The following is a 17,270-nucleotide window of genomic DNA, read 5'->3' as shown; positions in this document are numbered from 1 at the left end:
CGGGCAGGAATTCAAGGCGCGGGCGCAGCCCGTCGAAAGAGGGGTGGCGGCGGGCGACGGGCGGGACATGAGAATGGGGGGCACCCGACTGGCTCCGGTGCCCCCCACTGCGGTGGTGCTACTTGCGGCCGGCGTTGATCAGCTCGGCGTGCTCCTGGAGCGACATCACTCCGACCTCGTCGCGCAGCAGCGCGTCCATGCCCTGGACCGCCGCGCCCATCGCCTGGACGGTGGTCAGGCACGGCACCCCGCGGGAGACCGCCGCGGTGCGGATCTCGTAGCCGTCGAGGCGACCGCCGGTGCCGTACGGCGTGTTGATGATCAGGTCGACCTCGCCGTCGTGGATCAGCTGGACGATGGTCCGCTCGCCGTTCGGGCCCTCGCCCTCGCTGTGCTTGCGCACCAGCGTGGACGGGATGCCGCCGCGGTGCAGCACCTCGGCGGTGCCGGCGGTGGCGAGCACCTCGAAGCCGAGGCCGACCAGCGCCCGGGCCGGGAAGACCAGGTTGCGCTTGTCCCGGTTGGCGACCGAGACGAAGACCTTGCCCCGGGTCGGCAGCGCGCCGTACGCGCCGGCCTGGGCCTTGGCGTACGCCGTGCCGAAGACCTTGTCGATGCCCATGACCTCACCGGTCGAGCGCATCTCCGGGCCGAGCACGGTGTCCACGCCGCGGCCGTGGATGTCGCGGAAGCGGCTCCACGGCATCACGGCCTCCTTGACCGCGATCGGCGCGTCGGCCGGCAGGGTGCCGCCGTCGCCCTCGGCCGGGAGCAGGCCCTCGGCGCGCAGCTCGGCGATGGTGGCGCCGAGCGAGATCCGGGCGGCGGCCTTGGCCAGCGGCACCGCGGTCGCCTTGGAGGTGAACGGGACGGTGCGGGAGGCGCGCGGGTTGGCCTCGAGCACGTAGAGGATGTCCCCGGCCATCGCGAACTGGATGTTGATCAGACCGCGGACGCCGACACCGCGCGCGATGGCCTCCGTGGAGGTGCGCAGGCGCTTGATGTCGTAGCCGCCGAGGGTGATCGGGGGCAGCGCGCAGGCGGAGTCACCGGAGTGGATGCCGGCCTCCTCGATGTGCTCCATGACGCCGCCGAGGTAGAGCTCGGTGCCGTCGTAGAGCGCGTCGACGTCGATCTCCACCGCGTCGTCCAGGAAGCGGTCGATCAGCACCGGGTGCTCGGAGATCAGACCGGCGTGCCGCTCCAGGTAGGAGGCGAGCGAGGCCTCGTCGTAGACGATCTCCATGCCGCGGCCGCCGAGCACGTAGGACGGGCGGGCGAGCACCGGGTAGCCGATCTCGTCGGCGATCGCCTTGGCCTCCTCGAAGGAGAAGGCGGTGCCGTGCTTGGGCGCGGGCAGGCCCGCGTCGCGCAGCACCCGGCCGAAGGCGCCGCGCTCCTCGGCGAGGTCGATCGCCTCGGGCTGGGTGCCGACGATCGGCACGCCGTTGTCCTTGAGCGCCTGGGCCAGGCCGAGCGGGGTCTGGCCGCCGAGCTGGACGATCACACCGGCCAGCGGGCCGGCCTGCTGCTCGGCGTGGACGATCTCCAGCACGTCCTCCAGGGTGAGCGGCTCGAAGTAGAGCCGGTCGGAGGTGTCGTAGTCGGTGGAGACGGTCTCCGGGTTGCAGTTGACCATGACGGTCTCGTACCCGGCGTCGGCCAGCGCGAAGGAGGCGTGCACGCAGGAGTAGTCGAACTCGATGCCCTGGCCGATGCGGTTCGGGCCCGAGCCGAGGATGATCACGGCCGGCTTGGTGCGCGGGGCGACCTCGCTCTCCTCGTCGTACGAGGAGTAGAAGTACGGGGTCTTGGCGGCGAACTCGGCGGCGCAGGTGTCGACGGTCTTGAACACCGGGCGGATGCCGAGCGCGTGGCGCACCTCGCGGACGACGTCCGGCTTCAGGCCGCGGATCTCGCCGATCTGCTGGTCGGAGAAGCCGTGCCGCTTGGCGTGGCGCAGCAGCTCGGGGGTGAGCTCGGCGGCCTCGGCCAGCTCGCCGGCGATCTCGTCCAGCAGGAAGAGCTGGTCGACGAACCACGGGTCGATCTTGGTGGCCTCGAACACCTCCTGCGGGGTGGCGCCGGCCCGGATCGCGTCCATCACGGTGTTGATCCGGCCGTCGGTCGGCACGGTGGCCTTGGCCAGCAGCGCGGACTTGTCACCCAGCGGGCCGGTCCAGCTGAACTGGGAGCCCTTCTTCTCCAGCGAGCGCAGCGCCTTCTGCAGCGCCTCGGGGAAGTTGCGGCCGAGCGCCATGGCCTCGCCGACGGACTTCATGGTGGTGGTCAGCGTCGCGTCGGCGCTCGGGAACTTCTCGAACGCGAACCGCGGCACCTTGACCACGACGTAGTCGAGGGTCGGCTCGAAGGAGGCCGGGGTCTCCTCGGTGATGTCGTTGGGGATCTCGTCCAGGGTGTAGCCGACGGCCAGCTTGGCGGCGATCTTGGCGATCGGGAAGCCGGTGGCCTTGGAGGCGAGCGCCGAGGAGCGGGAGACGCGCGGGTTCATCTCGATGACGATGACCCGGCCGTCGTCGGGGTTGACGGCGAACTGGATGTTGCAGCCGCCGGTGTCGACGCCGACCTCGCGGATGACGGCGATGCCGATGTCGCGCAGGATCTGGTACTCGCGGTCGGTGAGCGTCATCGCCGGGGCGACGGTGATCGAGTCACCGGTGTGCACGCCCATCGGGTCGAAGTTCTCGATGGAGCAGACGACCACGACGTTGTCGTTCTTGTCGCGCATCAGCTCCAGCTCGTACTCCTTCCAGCCGAGGATGGACTCCTCCAGGAGCACCTCGGTGGTCGGCGAGAGGGCCAGGCCCTGGCCGGCGATGCGGCGCAGGTCCTCCTCGTTGTGGGCGAAGCCGGAGCCGGCGCCGCCCATGGTGAAGGAGGGGCGCACCACGACCGGGTAGCCGCCGAGCTGGTCGACGCCGGACAGCACCTCGTCCATGGTGTGGCAGATGACCGAGCGGGCGGACTCGCCGTACCCGATCTTGGCCTTGACGGCCTCGACGACGCCCTTGAACAGGTCGCGGTCCTCGCCCTTGTTGATCGCCACGACGTCGGCGCCGATCAGCTCGACGCCGTACTTCTCCAGCGTGCCCGCCTCGTGCAGCGAGATCGCGGTGTTGAGCGCGGTCTGGCCGCCGAGGGTCGGCAGCAGCGCGTCGGGGCGCTCCTTGGCGATGATCTTCTCGACGAACTCCGGGGTGATCGGCTCGACGTAGGTGGCGTCGGCGATCTCCGGGTCGGTCATGATGGTGGCCGGGTTGGAGTTGACCAGCACGACCCGCAGGCCTTCGGCCTTGAGGACGCGGCAGGCCTGGGTGCCCGAGTAGTCGAACTCGGCGGCCTGGCCGATGACGATCGGGCCGGACCCGATCACCAGGACGGACTTGATGTCAGTGCGCTTAGGCACGCTGGCCCTCCATGAGCTTCACGAAGCGGTCGAACAGGTAGGCGGCGTCGTGCGGGCCGGCGGCCGCTTCGGGGTGGTACTGCACGCTGAAGGCGGGCACGTCGAGCGCCTGCAGGCCCTCGACCACGTCGTCGTTGAGGCAGACGTGGGAGACCTCGACCCGCCCGTAGGGGGTGTCGCTCACCTTGTCCAGCGGCGCGTTCACGGCGAAGCCGTGGTTGTGGGCGGTCACCTCGACCTTGCCGGTGGTGCGGTCCTGCACGGGCTGGTTGATGCCGCGGTGGCCGTACTTGAGCTTGTAGGTGCCGAAGCCCAGGGCACGGCCGAGGATCTGATTGCCGAAGCAGATCCCGAAGAACGGCGTCTTGCGCTCCAGCACGCCCTGCGCCACGGCGACCTGGTGGTCGGCGGTGGCCGGGTCGCCCGGGCCGTTGGAGAAGAAGACGCCGTCCGGGTTGACCGCGTAGACGTCCTCGAGGGTGGAGTTCGCCGGCAGCACGTGCACCTCGATGCCGCGCTCGGCCATCCGCTGCGGGGTCATCGCCTTGATGCCGAGGTCCAGCGCGGCGACGGTGAACCTCTTCTCACCGACGGCGGGGACGATGTACGGCTCGGTGGTGGCGACCTCGGCGCACAGGTCGGCGCCCTTCATCTCGGGCGACTGCTGCACCCGGGCGAGCAGGGCGGCCGGGTCGGCCAGCGCCTCGCCGGAGAAGATGCCGCAGCGCATCGCGCCGCGCTCGCGCAGGTGGCGGGTCAGCGCGCGGGTGTCGATGCCGCTGATGCCGACGACGCCCTGGCGGGCGAGCTCCTCGTCCAGCGAACGGCGGGAGCGCCAGTTGGACGCCACCCGGGCGGGGTCGCGCACGACGTAGCCGGCGACCCAGATCTGCTTGGACTCGTCGTCCTCGTCGTTCCAGCCGGTGTTGCCGATCTGCGGGGCGGTCATCACGACCACCTGGCGGTGGTACGACGGGTCGGTCAGGGTCTCCTGGTAGCCGGACATGCCGGTGTTGAAGACCGCCTCGCCGAAGGTCTCGCCGGTCGCGCCGTACGCCTGGCCGCGGAAGGTCCGGCCGTCCTCCAGGACGAGCACGGCGGGGATGCGCTCCCGCCGTTGGCGCGTGGTGGTGGGGGCAGGTGCGGTCATGACGCGGCCTCTTCCGTCTTCTTCGTCTTCGTACGTGTTGCGAGTTGAGCGATCGCCTCGACCCAGGCGGCGTGCTCGTCGGGGTGGTCGGCCCGGAAGCCGGAGTCCAGCTCGGTGCCCTCGTGCGTCCAGCTGACGACGAGCAGCCCGGAGGGGACGACCTTGCCGGCGATCCCGGAGTCCGTACGGGCACCGGTCAGGTGCTCGGCCGGGATCCAGAGGTCGACGTCGCCGGGGCGCTGGACCAGCAGGCCGTCCTCGCCGAGGGTGAGGTCGGCCCGGCTGCGGGTGCCCAGGCCGTGCGCGACGACCCGGTCCAGCCAGTTCCCGGCGGTGGTGGTGCCGTGGTACCGGCCGCTGGTCTCCAGGATGGTCCGCCCGGCGCGGGCCGGCACGGCAGGCAGCGGCGGGATCCCGGACTGCAGGGTGCGCCGCCAGTTCCAGCCCTGGCGCATCAGCCAGTAGACCAGGGCGATGATGATCAGCAGCCCGATCGACCAGCCGATGTACCCCGGCCAGTTGGTGACCTTCGCCTGCTCCCTGGCGAGCGTGGCGTAGTCCATCACTCCAGGCCACCCTGCTCGGCCAGCTCGCCGGCCAGCACGGTGGCGCGCCCGCGCAGGAAGGTGGCGTGCACCCGTCCGGGCAGGTCCATGCCCTTGTAGGGGGTGTTGCGGCTGCGGGTGGCGAAGCTCTCGGGGTTCACGGCACCACGGTACGCGGGATCGAAGAGCACCAGGTTGGCGGGCTCACCCACCGAGATCGGCCGGCCGTGGCCGGTGAGACGGCCGATCCGGGCCGGGCGGTGGGACATCCGGTCCGCGACGCCCTCCCAGTTCAGCAGGCCGGTGTCGACCATGGTCTGCTGCACGACCGACAGCGCGGTCTCCAGACCGACCATGCCCATCGCGGCCACGGCCCACTCGCAGTCCTTGTCCTCGGCCGGGTGCGGCGCGTGGTCGGTGGCGACGGCGTCGATGGTGCCGTCGGCGAGCGCCTTGCGCAGCGCCTGGACGTCCTCGGCGGTGCGCAGCGGCGGGTTCACCTTGTACACCGGGTCGTAGGAGCGGACCAGCTCGTCGGTGAGCAGCAGGTGGTGCGGGGTGACCTCGGCGGTGACGTCCCAGCCCTTGGACTTGGCCCAGCGGACGATCTCCACCGAGCCGGCCGTGGAGAGGTGGCAGACGTGCAGGCGGGAGCCGACGTGCGCGGCGAGCAGCACGTCGCGGGCGATGATCGACTCCTCGGCGACGGCCGGCCAGCCGCCGAGCCCGAGCTCGCCGGAGACCTGGCCCTCGTTCATCTGGGCGCCCTCGGTCAGCCGCGGCTCCTGGGCGTGCTGGGCGACGACGCCGTCGAAGGCCTTGACGTACTCCAGGGCGCGACGCATCAGCACCGCGTCGTCCACGCACTTGCCGTCGTCGGAGAAGACCCGGACGTTCGCGGCGGACTCGTGCATCGCGCCGAGCTCGGCGAGCTTCTTGCCCTCCAGGCCGACGGTGACGGCGCCGACCGGCTGCACGTCGCAGTAGCCGGCCTCCTGGCCGAGCCGCCAGACCTGCTCGACGACACCGGCGGTGTCGGCCACCGGGGTGGTGTTGGCCATCGCGTGCACGGCGGTGAAGCCGCCCATCGCGGCGGCCTGGGTGCCGGTGAGCACGGTCTCGGCGTCCTCGCGGCCGGGCTCGCGCAGGTGGGTGTGCAGGTCGACCAGGCCGGGCAGGACGATCATGCCGGTGGCGTCGATCTCGATGTCCGCGTCGACCGCCAGGCCGGTGCCGATCGCCTGGATGACACCGTCGGCGAGGTGGAGGTCCTGCGGGGCGCCGCCCAGGATCCTGGCGTTGCGGATCAGGTAGCTGACCATGTCGTTGGTTCGCTCACTGCGCTCGTTCACTGGACGGTCTCCACGGAGTCGGTGCGGGCGGCGGTGTCGGCGAGGGTGGCTCCGCCGAGCAGCAGGTAGAGGACGGCCATCCGGACGGAGACGCCGTTGGCGACCTGCTCGACCACGGTGCAGCGCGGCGAGTCGGCGACCTCGGCGGTGATCTCCATGCCGCGGACCATCGGGCCGGGGTGCATCACTATGGCGTGCTCGGGCAGCTGGGCCATCCGGCTGCCGTTCATGCCGTAGCGGCGGCTGTACTCGCGCTCGGTCGGGAAGAACGCGGCGTTCATCCGCTCGCGCTGGACCCGCAGCATCATCAGCGCGTCGGTCTTGGGCAGCACGCTGTCCAGGTCGTAGCTGACCTCGCAGGGCCACCCGGCTGCGCCGGTATCGGGGTTGGGTTCGATGCCGATGGGCAGCAGGGTCGGCGGGGCGACGAAGGTCACCTGGGCGCCGAGGGTGGTCAGCAGGTGCACGTTGGAGCGGGCGACCCGGCTGTGCAGGACGTCACCGACGATCGTGACCCGGCGGCCCGAAAGGTCGTTGCCGAGGCCGGCGTTGAGGTGGCGGCGCATGGTGAAGGCGTCGAGCAGCGCCTGGGTGGGGTGCTCGTGGGTGCCGTCACCGGCGTTGATCACACTGCCGTGCAGCCAGTCGGACTGGGCCAGCCGGGCCGGCGCGCCCGAGGCGTGGTGGCGGATGACGACCGCGTCGGCCCCCATCGCCTGCAGGGTCAGCGCGGTGTCCTTGAGGCTCTCGCCCTTGGAGACCGACGAGCCCTTGGCGGAGAAGTTGATGACGTCCGCGGACAGCCGCTTCTCGGCGACCTCGAAGGAGGTCTTGGTGCGGGTGGAGTCCTCGAAGAAGAGGTTGACGACGGTGCGACCGCGCAGCGTGGGCAGCTTCTTGACGGCCCGGCCGGAGAGCTGGGCCAGCTCCTCGGCGGTGTCCAGGATCAGCAGCGCGTCGTCGCGGCTGAGATCGGCGGCGGAGACGAGGTGGCGCTTCACGCGGGTTACTCCGGGAGGTGCGGTTCGGTGGGCTGGGAGGCCAGGGCCTGCGAGCTGCGGGCGGTGTAGTCGCGGTCGCCGACCAGGACGGCGTCCACGCCGTCGGTGTCGGCGAGGCGGACCTGCACGGCCTCGCGCAGCGAGGTGGGGAGGTTCTTGCCCACGTAGTCGGCCCGGATCGGCAGCTCGCGGTGGCCGCGGTCGACCAGGACGGCGAGCTGCACGGCGCGCGGACGGCCGATGTCGTTCAGCGCGTCGAGCGCGGCGCGGATGGTGCGGCCGGAGAAGAGCACGTCGTCGACGAGGATGACGAGCTTGCCGTCGATGCCGCCGGGCGGGATCTCGGTGTGCTCCAGGGCGCGGGCGGGCTTCAGCCGCAGGTCGTCCCGGTACATGGTGATGTCCAGGGTGCCCAGCGGGATCTCGCTCCCGGTGATCTGGGCCAGCCGGCCGTGCAGGCGGCGGGCGAGGTGCACTCCCCGGGTGTGGATGCCGAGCAGCACGACGTCCTCCGCGCCCTTGGCGCGCTCGACGATCTCGTGCGCTATCCGGGTGATGACCCGGGCGATGTCCGTGCCGTCCAGCACCTGGTGCGGCGGCCGCGGCGTGGGTTCCTGGTGTGTGGTCATGCCGAAGCGGACCTCCTTCCCCGCCTCACGGGACGGGCCTTAAAGGATGTCTGGGAATCTGCCCCCGCCGACCGGGCGCGGGCTTCGGGTCATCCTATCAGCGCGCCGAGAGGCAAATGGACCTCCATCATTCCGCTTCCCCGGGTTAACGCACCGGACGCGCCGACGATGGGAGCCATTCGCACGACTGCCCCATTCGGCTTGACGCAACTACCTTACTCTACGTAACCTCACAGTGAGTTACGAGACGGGCGTCGAACCCACCGGTAGCGACGCCGGCAATCGCCCGTGACCCACCACTGAACGCGAAGCAATCTCGTCCGGGGAGATCAATGTCCAGCGACTACGCGAAGCAGCTCGGAGGCAAGCTCCGAGCGATCCGCACTCAGCAGGGGCTCTCCCTGCACGGTGTCGAGGAGAAGTCCCAGGGGCGCTGGAAGGCAGTCGTCGTCGGCTCGTACGAGCGCGGCGACCGTGCGGTCACCGTGCAGCGGCTGGCCGAGCTCGCCGAGTTCTACGGCGTTCCGGTGCAGGAGCTCCTGCCCGGCGGTACCCCGGGCGGCGCGGCCGAGCCGCCGCCGCGCCTGGTCCTCGACCTGGAGAGACTGACCCAGGTCCCGTCCGAGAAGGCCGGTCCGCTGCAGCGCTACGCGGCGACCATCCAGAGCCAGCGCGGCGACTACAACGGCAAGGTCCTCTCGATCCGCCAGGACGACCTGCGCACTCTGGCCGTGATCTACGACCAGTCGCCGTCGATCCTCACCGAGCAGCTGATCTCCTGGGGTGTGCTCAACCCCGACGCGCGCCGTGCGGTGCGCGAGGAGGACGCGAGCTGAGGCTCGCAGACCAGCAGTAGCAGGCAGAAACGTCACGGCGCGGTTCCCGGGATCCGGGGGCCGCGCCGCGGCTGCGATCGCCACCTCGCCTCCGGGCACTCCGACCCGGCGCCGACGGTCGTCGCTCCGGCGCTTGCTCCTCCGTCGGTCGCTTGTCGCTCCTCACTTTCGGCGCCGGCGCGCCCTTCGGCTCGGCGGCAGGGGGTTCAGCAGGCCGTCCCCAGGCTGTAGCCCGGCTGTGCCGCCACCCCGTCCAGTCGCACCGGCCGGGCGGCCGGCGCCCAGTCCGGGCCACTGCTCGACCAGGCCCAGGCGGCCGGCAGGAAGTGTTCATCAGCGGCTCCGCCGCGGGCGCCGCAGGAGGCCGCCGAGCCCTGGGAGCCGTGCAGCACCGCGACGGCCGGCAGCTCCAGCGCCAGCCCGGCGCACAGCACCGCGCAGACCAGCTCCAGCTCCTCGTCGTTGATCCGCACCACGCCGTCCTCCCACTGAAGCACCCGGGCCGCCGCGGTCAGCGGCCCGCCCGGCGCGTCCACCCGCAGCCGCAACTCGTACACCCCGGCGCCCGCGCCGACCAGCATCCGGCGGAACACCTCGCTCCCGCGCTGGTAGGCGGCGCGCACCCAGCGCGCGTGCTCCTCGTCCGGCTCCGCCGGGCCCGCGGTCCCGAGCAGTCCGCCGTCCAGCAGCAGGTCTGCGTGGCAGAGCGTCAGCCCGTTCTCCCGGGCCCGGACCAGCCGCGGCACGAAGTCCCCGGCCAGCTCCTCGCCCTGGTAGGCCAGCAGCTGGGTCTGCAGCGGCGGGTTGACCAGGTAGCGGTCGCGGGCGGCCGGCTCGGCCGGGTCCAGGCCGTGCAGCAGGCAGAACTCCTCGAAGTCCCGCGGGTGGAACATCCTGGCCCGGACGGTCTCGAAGCGCTCCAGGGCGTCGGCCAGCAGCTCGGCGGTGTCGGCCAGGTAGCGCTCGTGGTCGGGGGCGTCGCTGACCCCCCAGTCACGGGCCTGCGCGAAGTCCGCGGCGTTGGTGAGCACCCCGATGACGAACGCCTGCTCGGCCCCCTCGACCCGCCGCGGCCGGTGCGGCCGGTGCGGCGCCCGCAACGCGGGGCGCGGGCCGCCGGCGGTGCAGTCGGAGTTGCGGCGGGCGCGGCCCTTGCGGCTGGTCATCGGAGGCTCCTGGCGTCGGCGGGCGGCCGTCGGGCGGTGACGGTCAGCGGCGGGGCTCGCCGCTGACCGTGTTACTCCCCAGTTCCGCGCGCCACACACGTACGGCGTGTCACAGGAATGTAACCACCGGTAATAGGAGCCGTGATCACCGCCTGGCCTCAGGCCGGACGCGGCGCCCGGGCCAGCTGGCGGGACTGGGCGACCAGGCGGCCGGCCTCGTCCCAGATCTCGGCGTCCTCCTCGAAGTAGCCGCCGGCGAGGTTGCGGGTGGCGTGGACGACCCGCAGCCAGCCCGGGGCGGGCTTGGCCCGCAGGTGGACGGTCAGCTCGATGGTCGGGGCCCAGCCGGGCAGGCCGAGGTCGAAGGTGACCGGCGGCAGCGCGTCGGCGACCAGCAGGAGCAGCAGCGGGTCGGGCTCGCGGCCGTCGGCGAGCCGGAACCAGCCCTGGATCCGGCCCCGGCCGGAGGGCTGTCCGAGCGCCCAGCCGACGGTGGCCGGGTCGAGCCGCAGGTCGAAGCGCTCCAGCAGGGCCGCCTGCTCGATCAGCTGCTTGGGCGCGTGCTCGACGCCGATGCACTGGTCCGGCGGCGGCAGCTGCGGCGCAGTGGCACTGGTGCGCACCTCGCCCTCGACGGTGGCCAGGTCGCCGTGGCTGGCCACCACGCGCAGGCGCTCGACGCCGTCCTGGCTGAGCGAGGCGGTGCCGGTGGACAGGCCGCGGCCGGTGCGCAGCACCTCGGTGCGGACGGTGGCCGGGCCGGGGGTGGAGGCGGACAGGTAGTAACCGCTGATCGACACCGGGTCCGGGTGCTGGCCGTGCTCCAGCGACAGCGCGTGTCCGGCCACGGCGAGCAGCAGCCCGCCGTTGACCCCGCCGCCGATCTGCCAGCCGGCGCCGAGCTCGGCCTCGTAGCGGCCGGCCTCCTCGGGGTGTCTGGTCAGCGCGATGCCCTGGTCGAACTCGCTGCGGGTCGCGGTGGTCATGGAGGTGCCCTGCCCTTCACGTCACTGGCTCAAGTTACTGACGAGTAGGGCCCCACCTTACGCCTGCCGGGTGCACCTTGCGATCGCCGGGGGAAACGCGGAACGGCCGTCGGAACCGAGGTTCTCGGTTCCGACGGCCGTTCCACAAGGCGTCAACGCTACCGGCGGATGCTCGGCTTCAGCTCCAGGAAGCGGGCGAGCATGCCGTTGACGAAGGCCGGGGAGTCGTCCGTGGAGAACTCCTTGGCGATCTCGACGGCCTCGTCCAGGACGACCGCGTCCGGGACGCCGTCCTCCCAGATCAGCTCGTACGCGCCGAGCCGCAGGACGTTGCGGTCCACGATCGGCATCCGGTCGAGCGTCCAGCCGACCGCGTACTGCTCGATGAGGTCGTCGATGCGACGGGCGTGCTGGACGTACCCCTCGATCAGCTCCATCGTGTACTCGCCGACCTGCGGGGTGCCCTCGTCGGGCTTGGGCTCGCGGGCGCGGGCGACCCAGTCGGCGAGGACCTGCTGCGGGTCGACCCCGCGGTGGTCGGCCTCGAAGAGGATCTGGAAGGCCCGGGTGCGGGCCTTGCTACGTGCGGCCGACACGGACTTACTTCACCCGGCCGAGGTAGCTGCCGTCGCGGGTGTCGACCTTGACCTTCTCGCCGGTGACGACGAACAGCGGCACCTGGATCTCGGCACCGGTCTCCAGGGTGGCCGGCTTGGTGCCACCGGTGGAGCGGTCGCCCTGGACGCCCGGCTCGGTGTGCTCGATGGTCAGCTCGACGGCGGCCGGGAGCTCGATGTACAGGACGGCGCCCTCGTTGGTGGCGACCAGGGCCTCGAAGCCCTCCAGCAGGTACTTGGCGGCGTCGCCGACGACGGCCGGCTCGACCGTCAGCTGGTCGTAGGTGTCCATGTCCATGAACACGAAGTTCTCGCCGTCCTTGTACGAGAACTGCATGCCGCGCTTGTCGACGTTGGCGGTCTCGACCTTGGTGCCGGCGTTGAAGGTCTTGTCGACGACCTTGCCCGTCAGGACCTCCTTGAGCTTGGTCCGGACGAAGGCCGGGCCCTTGCCGGGCTTGACGTGCTGGAACTCGACGACGGACCAGAGCTTGCCGCCCTCCAGCTTGAGGACCATGCCGTTCTTGAGATCGTTCGTGGAAGCCACGGGCGCACTTACTCCTGGATATAGCTGTCAAGGAACCAAGGGTTCGCGTCCTGCCGCCGACGGCCCTCGGGGGCCGCCGTCACAGGGCGAGGAGCTCCTTGGTGGTGATGGTGAGCAGCTCGGGCCCGCCCTCTTCGAGGGGGCGCACGACGAGCGTGTCCTCGATCCGGACCCCGCCCTTGCCCGGGAGGTGGACCCCTGGGCCGACGGTGACCGGCACGCGGCTGTCCAGTTTACCCATGTCCGACGGACCGAGGCGCGGCGCCTCCCTGATCTCCAGCCCGATGCCGTGGCCCACCGGGTGCGGCGAGGCCTCGGTGTGGCCCGCCGCCTCCAGGACCTGCCGGGCGACCCGGTCGGGTACGCACTGCTCGACGCCCGGCCCGAGCGCCTCCCGACCGGCCCGCTGGGCGCGGAAGACCAGCCGGTGCAGCTCGACCTGCCAGGGCGCGGGAGTGGCGCCGATCACGAAGGTCCGGGCGGTCGAGACGCGGTAGCCGCGGTACTGGGCGCCCATCACCACGGTGAGGAAGTCACCCTCCTCCACCCGGCGGTCGGTCGGCTGGTGGGCGGGCTGGCCGGAGTGGCCGCCGGTGCCGACCGAGACCGGGAAGGCCGCCCGGTCGGCGCCGTGGTCGATCATCCGGCGCTCCAGCTCCATCGCCAGGTGCCGCTCGGTCCGGCCGACCAGGATCGACTCCAGCAGCTCACCGAGCGCCTGGTCGGCGATCTCGGCGGCGATCCGCAGATCGGCGATCTCGTGCTCGTCCTTCACCACCCGCAGCCGCTCCACCACCTGGCCGAGGTCCGCCAGCCGGGCTCCCTCCACCAGGCCGGCCACCGCCCGGTGCCGGGTGACGGTCAGGTCGTGCTCCTCCACCGCCAGGTCCCGCACCCCCAGCCGCCCGGCCGCGGCCGCCGCCGCCAGCGCGGTGTCCGCCCCGGCCGACACCGGCACCTGGGTGACGTCCGGGGCGATCAGGTGCTCCCCCGAGTCATCCGGCGGCAGGTCGTCCGGCAGCGACAGCAGCGCCCGCTCCCGGGTCAGCAACAGCGTCGCCCCACAGGGCGCGCAGCCCGTCAGATACCGCACGTTCGCCGCCCGGGTGATCAGCGCCGCATCGACCCCGGCCGCACTGCAGTGCTCCCTCACCCGCTCCCGCCGACCCGCGTACGCATCCACCATGCGTCGAGCCTACGAACCCCCGGCCCGAACCGCCCGCCGAGCACCCCCGCCCGATGCCCCACCGCCCCACTGCGCCCCTCGCGACGGCCCGCCGACGGCGCCCCGAGTCGCTCGGCCGAGCACAACCGGCTCGCGCCGCGTCCCGTCCCCCGACGAGCGAGCCCCCCCGGAATCCCCTCACCTCCTTCGCGCCGTCACCTCCCCTCCGGGTCGATCGGGCCGCGGCGGTAGGCCGGGACGAGGTTCTGCGGGACCGGATGGTCCTGCGCAAGTACGACCCGGTCGTGGGCGGGCGCGTCGACTTCCGCGAAGAGCGCCGACCGACAGGAGGAACACCCCGCAGGAGCGACGGCACGCGAAAGCGGCGCCCCCCACGCCGGGGAGGCGCCGCTTCGGCATCCGAAGAACAGCTCAGCGCGGCGGCGGGACCGACACCACCATGGTCAGCCGCAGCTCCCGCTCCCCCGCGTTGCGGTAGACGTGCGCGTGGGAGGCGTCGAAGGAGACCGTGCTGCCGGCCGGCACCGCGTGCAGCCGCTCGCCGTGCACCAGGGTCAGCTCGCCCTCGTCGACCCGCAGGATCTCCACCGTCCCGGCCGGGTGCGGCTCGGCGGAGTACTCCTCACCCGGCGCCATCCGCCAGTCCCACAGCTCCAGCGGCCCGGGCGCCTCGATCCCGTGCAGCAGGGTGCCGGTGCCGCCCTCCGGGCCGGTCCAGAGCGGGACGGCCTGGTCGCCGGGCACGATCCGGACGTCCGGGCCCTCCTCGTAGTCGAGCAGCGTGGCGATCGAGACGCCGAGCGCGTCGCCGATCCGGACCACGGTGGCCACGCTCGGGTTGGTGCGGCCCTGCTCGATCTGGACGATCATGCCGCGGCTCACTCCGGAGCGGGCGGCGAGGGCGTCCAGGGTGTGGCCGCGCTCGGTGCGCAGCCGCTTGACGTTCCGGGCGAGGGCCCGGGAGACGAGGTCGGGGTCCGGCACGCGGGCAGTCCTCCGGTGTCCACCGTACGAGACGTACAGAATATTGTTCGGTCGAGTTCAGTTCAGTGCACTACGCTGCCGTTCCGGCAACAAGTCCATCCGACTGTACTTCGGAGTGCATTGTGCTGTCCTCAAACAACTCCAGGACCCTCAAGTGACCGTCCTGCTCGCCCTCTCCGCCAGCCTGCTCACCGGCCTGGGCGACTTCGGCGGCGGCGTCCTCACCCGCCGGCTGCCCGCGCTCGCCGTGGTGGTCGTCTCCCAGACCGCGGCCACCGTCGTCCTGCTCCTCGCCCTGCTGGCCACCGGCGGCTGGGCCGACGCCTCCCCCGCCCTCTGGTACGCCGTCGCCGCCGGGGTGATCGGCCCCTTCGCGATGCTCGCCTTCTACCGGGCGCTGGCACTCGGCCCGATGGGCGTGGTGTCCCCGCTGGCCACCGTCGGCGTCGCGGTGCCGGTCGGCGTCGGGCTCGCGCTCGGCGAGCGGCCCGGCCTCGGCCAGCTGGCCGGGATCGCGGTCGCGGTGGCCGGCGTGGTGCTGGCCGGCGGGCCCGAGCGCGGCGGGCCGTCCGCCGCCCGCACCGCCCTGCTGCTCAGCCTGGCCGCCGCCTTCGGCTTCGGCGCCAACATGTCCCTGCTCTCGCAGGCCTCGGCCGGTGGCGGGCTGCTGCTCGTGCTGTGCGTCCAGCGGGTCGTCAACGTCCTCGTCGGCGGTGCCGCGCTGCTGATCGGCCTGCGCGGCACCGACACCTCCGGGCTGCTGCCGGAGCTGCGCTCCCGGCTGCCCCTGCTCACCGGCGTCGGGCTGGTCGACGTCGCCGGCAACGCCACGTACGCCCTGGCCTCGCACGGCGGCTCGGCGGCGGTGGCCGCCGTGCTCGCCTCGCTCTACCCGGTGGTGACGGCGCTGCTGGCGCGCGGGGTGCTGAAGGAACGGCTGCGCCCGGTCCAGCTGGTCGGCGCCGGGCTCGCCGTCGCGGGCACGCTGCTGCTCGCGACGGCGTGACCGACGGGGCCACACCGACGTGGCTGCACCGACGGGCTACTTCACAGGCGTCCAGCGCTTCTCGACGCCCGCCAGCTTCCAGTAGGCGATCGCGATCGCCCACACCACCACGAACAGCCCCGCGATCGCGTAGCCGACGTTGTCCAGCGAGATGTCCGCGATGAACCCCGTCACCGGATCGGTCAGGTCGAGCTTCTCGTGCAGCACGCCGACCAGCTCGATGGTGCCGATGATGAAGGCCACCGCGATCGACAGCCCGGTGATGGTCAGGTTGTAGTACACCTTGCGCACCGGGTTGGAGAAGGCCCACTGGTACGCGAAGTTCATGAACGTCCCGTCCAGGGTGTCGAACAGGCTCATCCCGGCCGCGAACAGCAGCGGCAGGCACGCGATCGCGTACCAGGGCAGCCCCGCCGCCGCACCCGAACCGGCCATCACCATCAGCGTCACCTCGGTCGCGGTGTCGAAGCCCAGGCCCAGCACCATGCCGACCGGGAACATCTGCCCGGGCCGGGTGATCGAGCGGGTCGCCCGGTTCAGGATCCGGGCCATCAGGCCGCGCGAGTCGAGGTGCTCCTCCAGCTCCGCCTCGTCGTACCGCCCGGCCCGCATCGAGCGGAACACCTTCAGGATGCCGAACAGCGCCGCCAGGTTGAGCGCGCCGATCAGGTACAGGAAGGCGCCGGAGGCCGTGGTGCCGATCATCCCGAGCCACTTGTGGGTGGCCGAGTCGTCGTCCATCAGCGTGCCCGCCAGCTGGGCGCCGCCCGCGACCAGGGCGGCCATGACGACCACCATCGAGGAGTGGCCGAGCGCGAACCAGAAGCCCACCGACACCGGTCGCTTGCCGTCCGCCATCAGCTTGCGGGTGGTGTTGTCGATCACCGCGATGTGGTCGGCGTCGAAGGCGTGCCGCATGCCCAGGGTGTACGCGGTGATGCCGAGGCCGACCCCGAAGACCTGGGTGCCGACGGCGTAGTTCTGCGGGGCGACCAGGAAGACGAGGGTCCCGAACGCCACCACGTGCATGGCCAGGATCACCCCCATCAGCCCGGCGGTACGGATGGTGTCCTCGCGCTTCCACCGGAAGGTGGGCAGGACGGAGGGGACCGCCTCGGCGGGAGTGGCGGTTTCGGGCAGGGTCATCTGCGGATCACGCTCCAGCACCTCGTGGAATGACGTCGTGAGATGCCGTGGCCGGTCTCCTGGCTTACGGGGCTTCCGGACCCGCCTTCCCAGGCGCACGAGGCGCCCAGTGGCACGTGGGTCCGGACAACTCTCCCCCGATCACAGTGGCGAGGGCCGCTCCGGAATGGGACCTGTTGAGGGTCCGTCACCGGTCTTCCCGAGCACCACGGCGGGGAACACCGTAGGGGCAGGACGGCACCCTCGCAAGGTTGCGCACCTGTGCAGGTGTCCAGGATCACAGGTCGTGAGCTGCCAGAATGTCCGCATGCATCTCGTACCGGCCGACCGCGCGGGCCACCGCACCATCGACGGGCACCGGGTCTGCGAAGCCATCGCCGCCATCGGTGACACCGAGCACGTCCGCTCCTGGGCCGAGCGGTTCTCCCTGCTCGCCGACCCCGGACGGCTCGCCCTGCTGCTCGCCCTCCACCGGGCCGGCCCGCTCGCCGTCAGCGACCTGGCGGTCGCCACCGGCATGCGCGACCCCGCCGTCTCCCAGGCGCTGCGCCTGCTCCGCACCGCGGGCCTGGTCACCGGCGACAAGGACGGACGCGTGGTGCGCTACCGGCTCGTGGACGACGGCATGCGCCCCCTCCTCGACGAGTGCGCCGCCGCCGACCACGAGGAGCCGACCGCGGCCGCGGGCTGAC

At 72.0% G+C, this 17,270-nt stretch carries 16 protein-coding genes and 1 riboswitch; of the genes, 3 read left to right on the top strand and 13 right to left on the bottom strand.

All coding sequences use genetic code 11. The features are described 5' to 3' along the window. Positions 1-118 precede the first annotated feature (118 nt). Genes carB through pyrR form a run of 6 tightly spaced genes read right to left on the bottom strand, consistent with a single transcriptional unit; the run spans position 119 to position 8,104 of the window. Positions 119-3,427, bottom strand: a complete 3,309-nt coding sequence (gene carB / locus O1G21_RS31415; RefSeq protein WP_270148405.1) for a carbamoyl-phosphate synthase large subunit — start codon at positions 3,425-3,427, stop codon at positions 119-121. Beyond that, a complete protein-coding gene (carA, locus tag O1G21_RS31410; RefSeq protein WP_270148404.1) occupies positions 3,420-4,577 on the bottom strand; it encodes a glutamine-hydrolyzing carbamoyl-phosphate synthase small subunit in 1,158 nt (385 codons plus the stop codon). Before carA ends, carB begins: the two co-directional genes overlap by 8 nt. Then, positions 4,574-5,140: a PH-like domain-containing protein gene (locus O1G21_RS31405; protein ID WP_270148403.1), complete on the bottom strand. Its 567-nt coding sequence runs from the start codon at positions 5,138-5,140 to the stop codon at positions 4,574-4,576. The genes carA and O1G21_RS31405 overlap by 4 nt, the downstream gene beginning before the upstream one ends. Beyond that, complete coding sequence (locus tag O1G21_RS31400) at positions 5,140-6,444, bottom strand: dihydroorotase (protein ID WP_270151365.1); 1,305 nt, start codon at positions 6,442-6,444, stop codon at positions 5,140-5,142. The genes O1G21_RS31405 and O1G21_RS31400 overlap by 1 nt, the downstream gene beginning before the upstream one ends. 26 nt (positions 6,445-6,470) lie before the next feature. Next, positions 6,471-7,475: an aspartate carbamoyltransferase catalytic subunit gene (locus O1G21_RS31395; protein WP_270148401.1), complete on the bottom strand. Its 1,005-nt coding sequence runs from the start codon at positions 7,473-7,475 to the stop codon at positions 6,471-6,473. A 5-nt stretch (positions 7,476-7,480) separates the two neighbouring features. Then, entirely contained in the window at positions 7,481-8,104 is a 624-nt protein-coding gene (gene pyrR, locus O1G21_RS31390) for a bifunctional pyr operon transcriptional regulator/uracil phosphoribosyltransferase PyrR (RefSeq protein ID WP_270148399.1), read from the bottom strand. Positions 8,105-8,436: 332 nt separating this feature from the next. Here pyrR and bldD point away from each other — a divergent pair, with 332 nt between their 5' ends. Beyond that, positions 8,437-8,940, top strand: coding sequence for a transcriptional regulator BldD (gene bldD / locus O1G21_RS31385; RefSeq protein ID WP_030056198.1), 504 nt, complete (start codon positions 8,437-8,439; stop codon positions 8,938-8,940). Between the two features lie 206 nt (positions 8,941-9,146). On the opposite strand, the gene O1G21_RS31380 is transcribed toward bldD, so the two are convergent. The 6 genes from O1G21_RS31380 to O1G21_RS31355 form a co-directional block, all read right to left on the bottom strand. Then, positions 9,147-10,106: a hypothetical protein gene (locus tag O1G21_RS31380; protein ID WP_270148395.1), complete on the bottom strand. Its 960-nt coding sequence runs from the start codon at positions 10,104-10,106 to the stop codon at positions 9,147-9,149. Between the two features lie 158 nt (positions 10,107-10,264). Continuing rightward, positions 10,265-11,092 carry a thioesterase family protein gene (locus O1G21_RS31375; protein WP_270148394.1) on the bottom strand — a complete coding sequence of 276 codons (828 nt, stop codon included), beginning with the start codon at positions 11,090-11,092 and terminating at the stop codon, positions 10,265-10,267. A 158-nt stretch (positions 11,093-11,250) separates the two neighbouring features. Next, positions 11,251-11,688: a transcription antitermination factor NusB gene (gene nusB / locus O1G21_RS31370; RefSeq protein ID WP_030290257.1), complete on the bottom strand. Its 438-nt coding sequence runs from the start codon at positions 11,686-11,688 to the stop codon at positions 11,251-11,253. A gap of 4 nt (positions 11,689-11,692) precedes the next feature. Then, positions 11,693-12,256 carry an elongation factor P gene (gene efp, locus O1G21_RS31365; RefSeq protein ID WP_045692866.1) on the bottom strand — a complete coding sequence of 188 codons (564 nt, stop codon included), beginning with the start codon at positions 12,254-12,256 and terminating at the stop codon, positions 11,693-11,695. A gap of 79 nt (positions 12,257-12,335) precedes the next feature. Further along, entirely contained in the window at positions 12,336-13,442 is a 1,107-nt protein-coding gene (locus tag O1G21_RS31360; RefSeq protein WP_270148391.1) for a M24 family metallopeptidase, read from the bottom strand. Positions 13,443-13,853: 411 nt separating this feature from the next. After that, positions 13,854-14,426 carry a helix-turn-helix domain-containing protein gene (locus O1G21_RS31355; protein WP_270148390.1) on the bottom strand — a complete coding sequence of 191 codons (573 nt, stop codon included), beginning with the start codon at positions 14,424-14,426 and terminating at the stop codon, positions 13,854-13,856. A gap of 154 nt (positions 14,427-14,580) precedes the next feature. Between O1G21_RS31355 and O1G21_RS31350 the strand changes: the two genes are divergently transcribed. Next, positions 14,581-15,432 (top strand): EamA family transporter, encoded by an 852-nt coding sequence (locus O1G21_RS31350; RefSeq protein ID WP_270148389.1) that lies wholly within the window; start codon positions 14,581-14,583, stop codon positions 15,430-15,432. Between the two features lie 36 nt (positions 15,433-15,468). Here the strand turns inward: O1G21_RS31350 and nicT are convergent, their stop codons facing one another. Continuing rightward, complete coding sequence (gene nicT / locus O1G21_RS31345; protein ID WP_270148387.1) at positions 15,469-16,578, bottom strand: Nickel transporter NicT; 1,110 nt, start codon at positions 16,576-16,578, stop codon at positions 15,469-15,471. A 32-nt stretch (positions 16,579-16,610) separates the two neighbouring features. Then, positions 16,611-16,804, bottom strand: a riboswitch (cobalamin riboswitch). Between the two features lie 81 nt (positions 16,805-16,885). Between nicT and O1G21_RS31340 the strand changes: the two genes are divergently transcribed. After that, complete coding sequence (locus O1G21_RS31340; RefSeq protein WP_270148386.1) at positions 16,886-17,269, top strand: ArsR/SmtB family transcription factor; 384 nt, start codon at positions 16,886-16,888, stop codon at positions 17,267-17,269. The last annotated feature ends 1 nt before the right edge of the window (position 17,270 follow it).

Source organism: Kitasatospora cathayae, from assembly GCF_027627435.1.
Lineage (GTDB): Bacteria > Actinomycetota > Actinomycetes > Streptomycetales > Streptomycetaceae > Kitasatospora > Kitasatospora cathayae.
The sequence above is the reverse complement of the archived record's forward strand: the minus strand, read 5'-3'. Positions and strand labels throughout refer to the sequence as shown.

What these genes read in the sequence shown, in the direction of transcription:
- O1G21_RS31380 (WP_270148395.1), bottom strand. Translation starts at nt 10,106, where the DNA reads ATGACCAGCCGCAAGGGCCGCGCCCGCCGCAACTCCGACTGCACCGCC.
- O1G21_RS31360 (WP_270148391.1), bottom strand. Translation starts at nt 13,442, where the DNA reads ATGGTGGATGCGTACGCGGGTCGGCGGGAGCGGGTGAGGGAGCACTGC.
- pyrR (WP_270148399.1), bottom strand. Translation starts at nt 8,104, where the DNA reads ATGACCACACACCAGGAACCCACGCCGCGGCCGCCGCACCAGGTGCTG.
- O1G21_RS31375 (WP_270148394.1), bottom strand. Translation starts at nt 11,092, where the DNA reads ATGACCACCGCGACCCGCAGCGAGTTCGACCAGGGCATCGCGCTGACC.
- O1G21_RS31340 (WP_270148386.1), top strand. Translation starts at nt 16,886, where the DNA reads ATGCATCTCGTACCGGCCGACCGCGCGGGCCACCGCACCATCGACGGG.
- O1G21_RS31405 (WP_270148403.1), bottom strand. Translation starts at nt 5,140, where the DNA reads ATGGACTACGCCACGCTCGCCAGGGAGCAGGCGAAGGTCACCAACTGG.
- O1G21_RS31400 (WP_270151365.1), bottom strand. Translation starts at nt 6,444, where the DNA reads ATGGTCAGCTACCTGATCCGCAACGCCAGGATCCTGGGCGGCGCCCCG.
- bldD (WP_030056198.1), top strand. Translation starts at nt 8,437, where the DNA reads ATGTCCAGCGACTACGCGAAGCAGCTCGGAGGCAAGCTCCGAGCGATC.
- carA (WP_270148404.1), bottom strand. Translation starts at nt 4,577, where the DNA reads ATGACCGCACCTGCCCCCACCACCACGCGCCAACGGCGGGAGCGCATC.
- nicT (WP_270148387.1), bottom strand. Translation starts at nt 16,578, where the DNA reads ATGACCCTGCCCGAAACCGCCACTCCCGCCGAGGCGGTCCCCTCCGTC.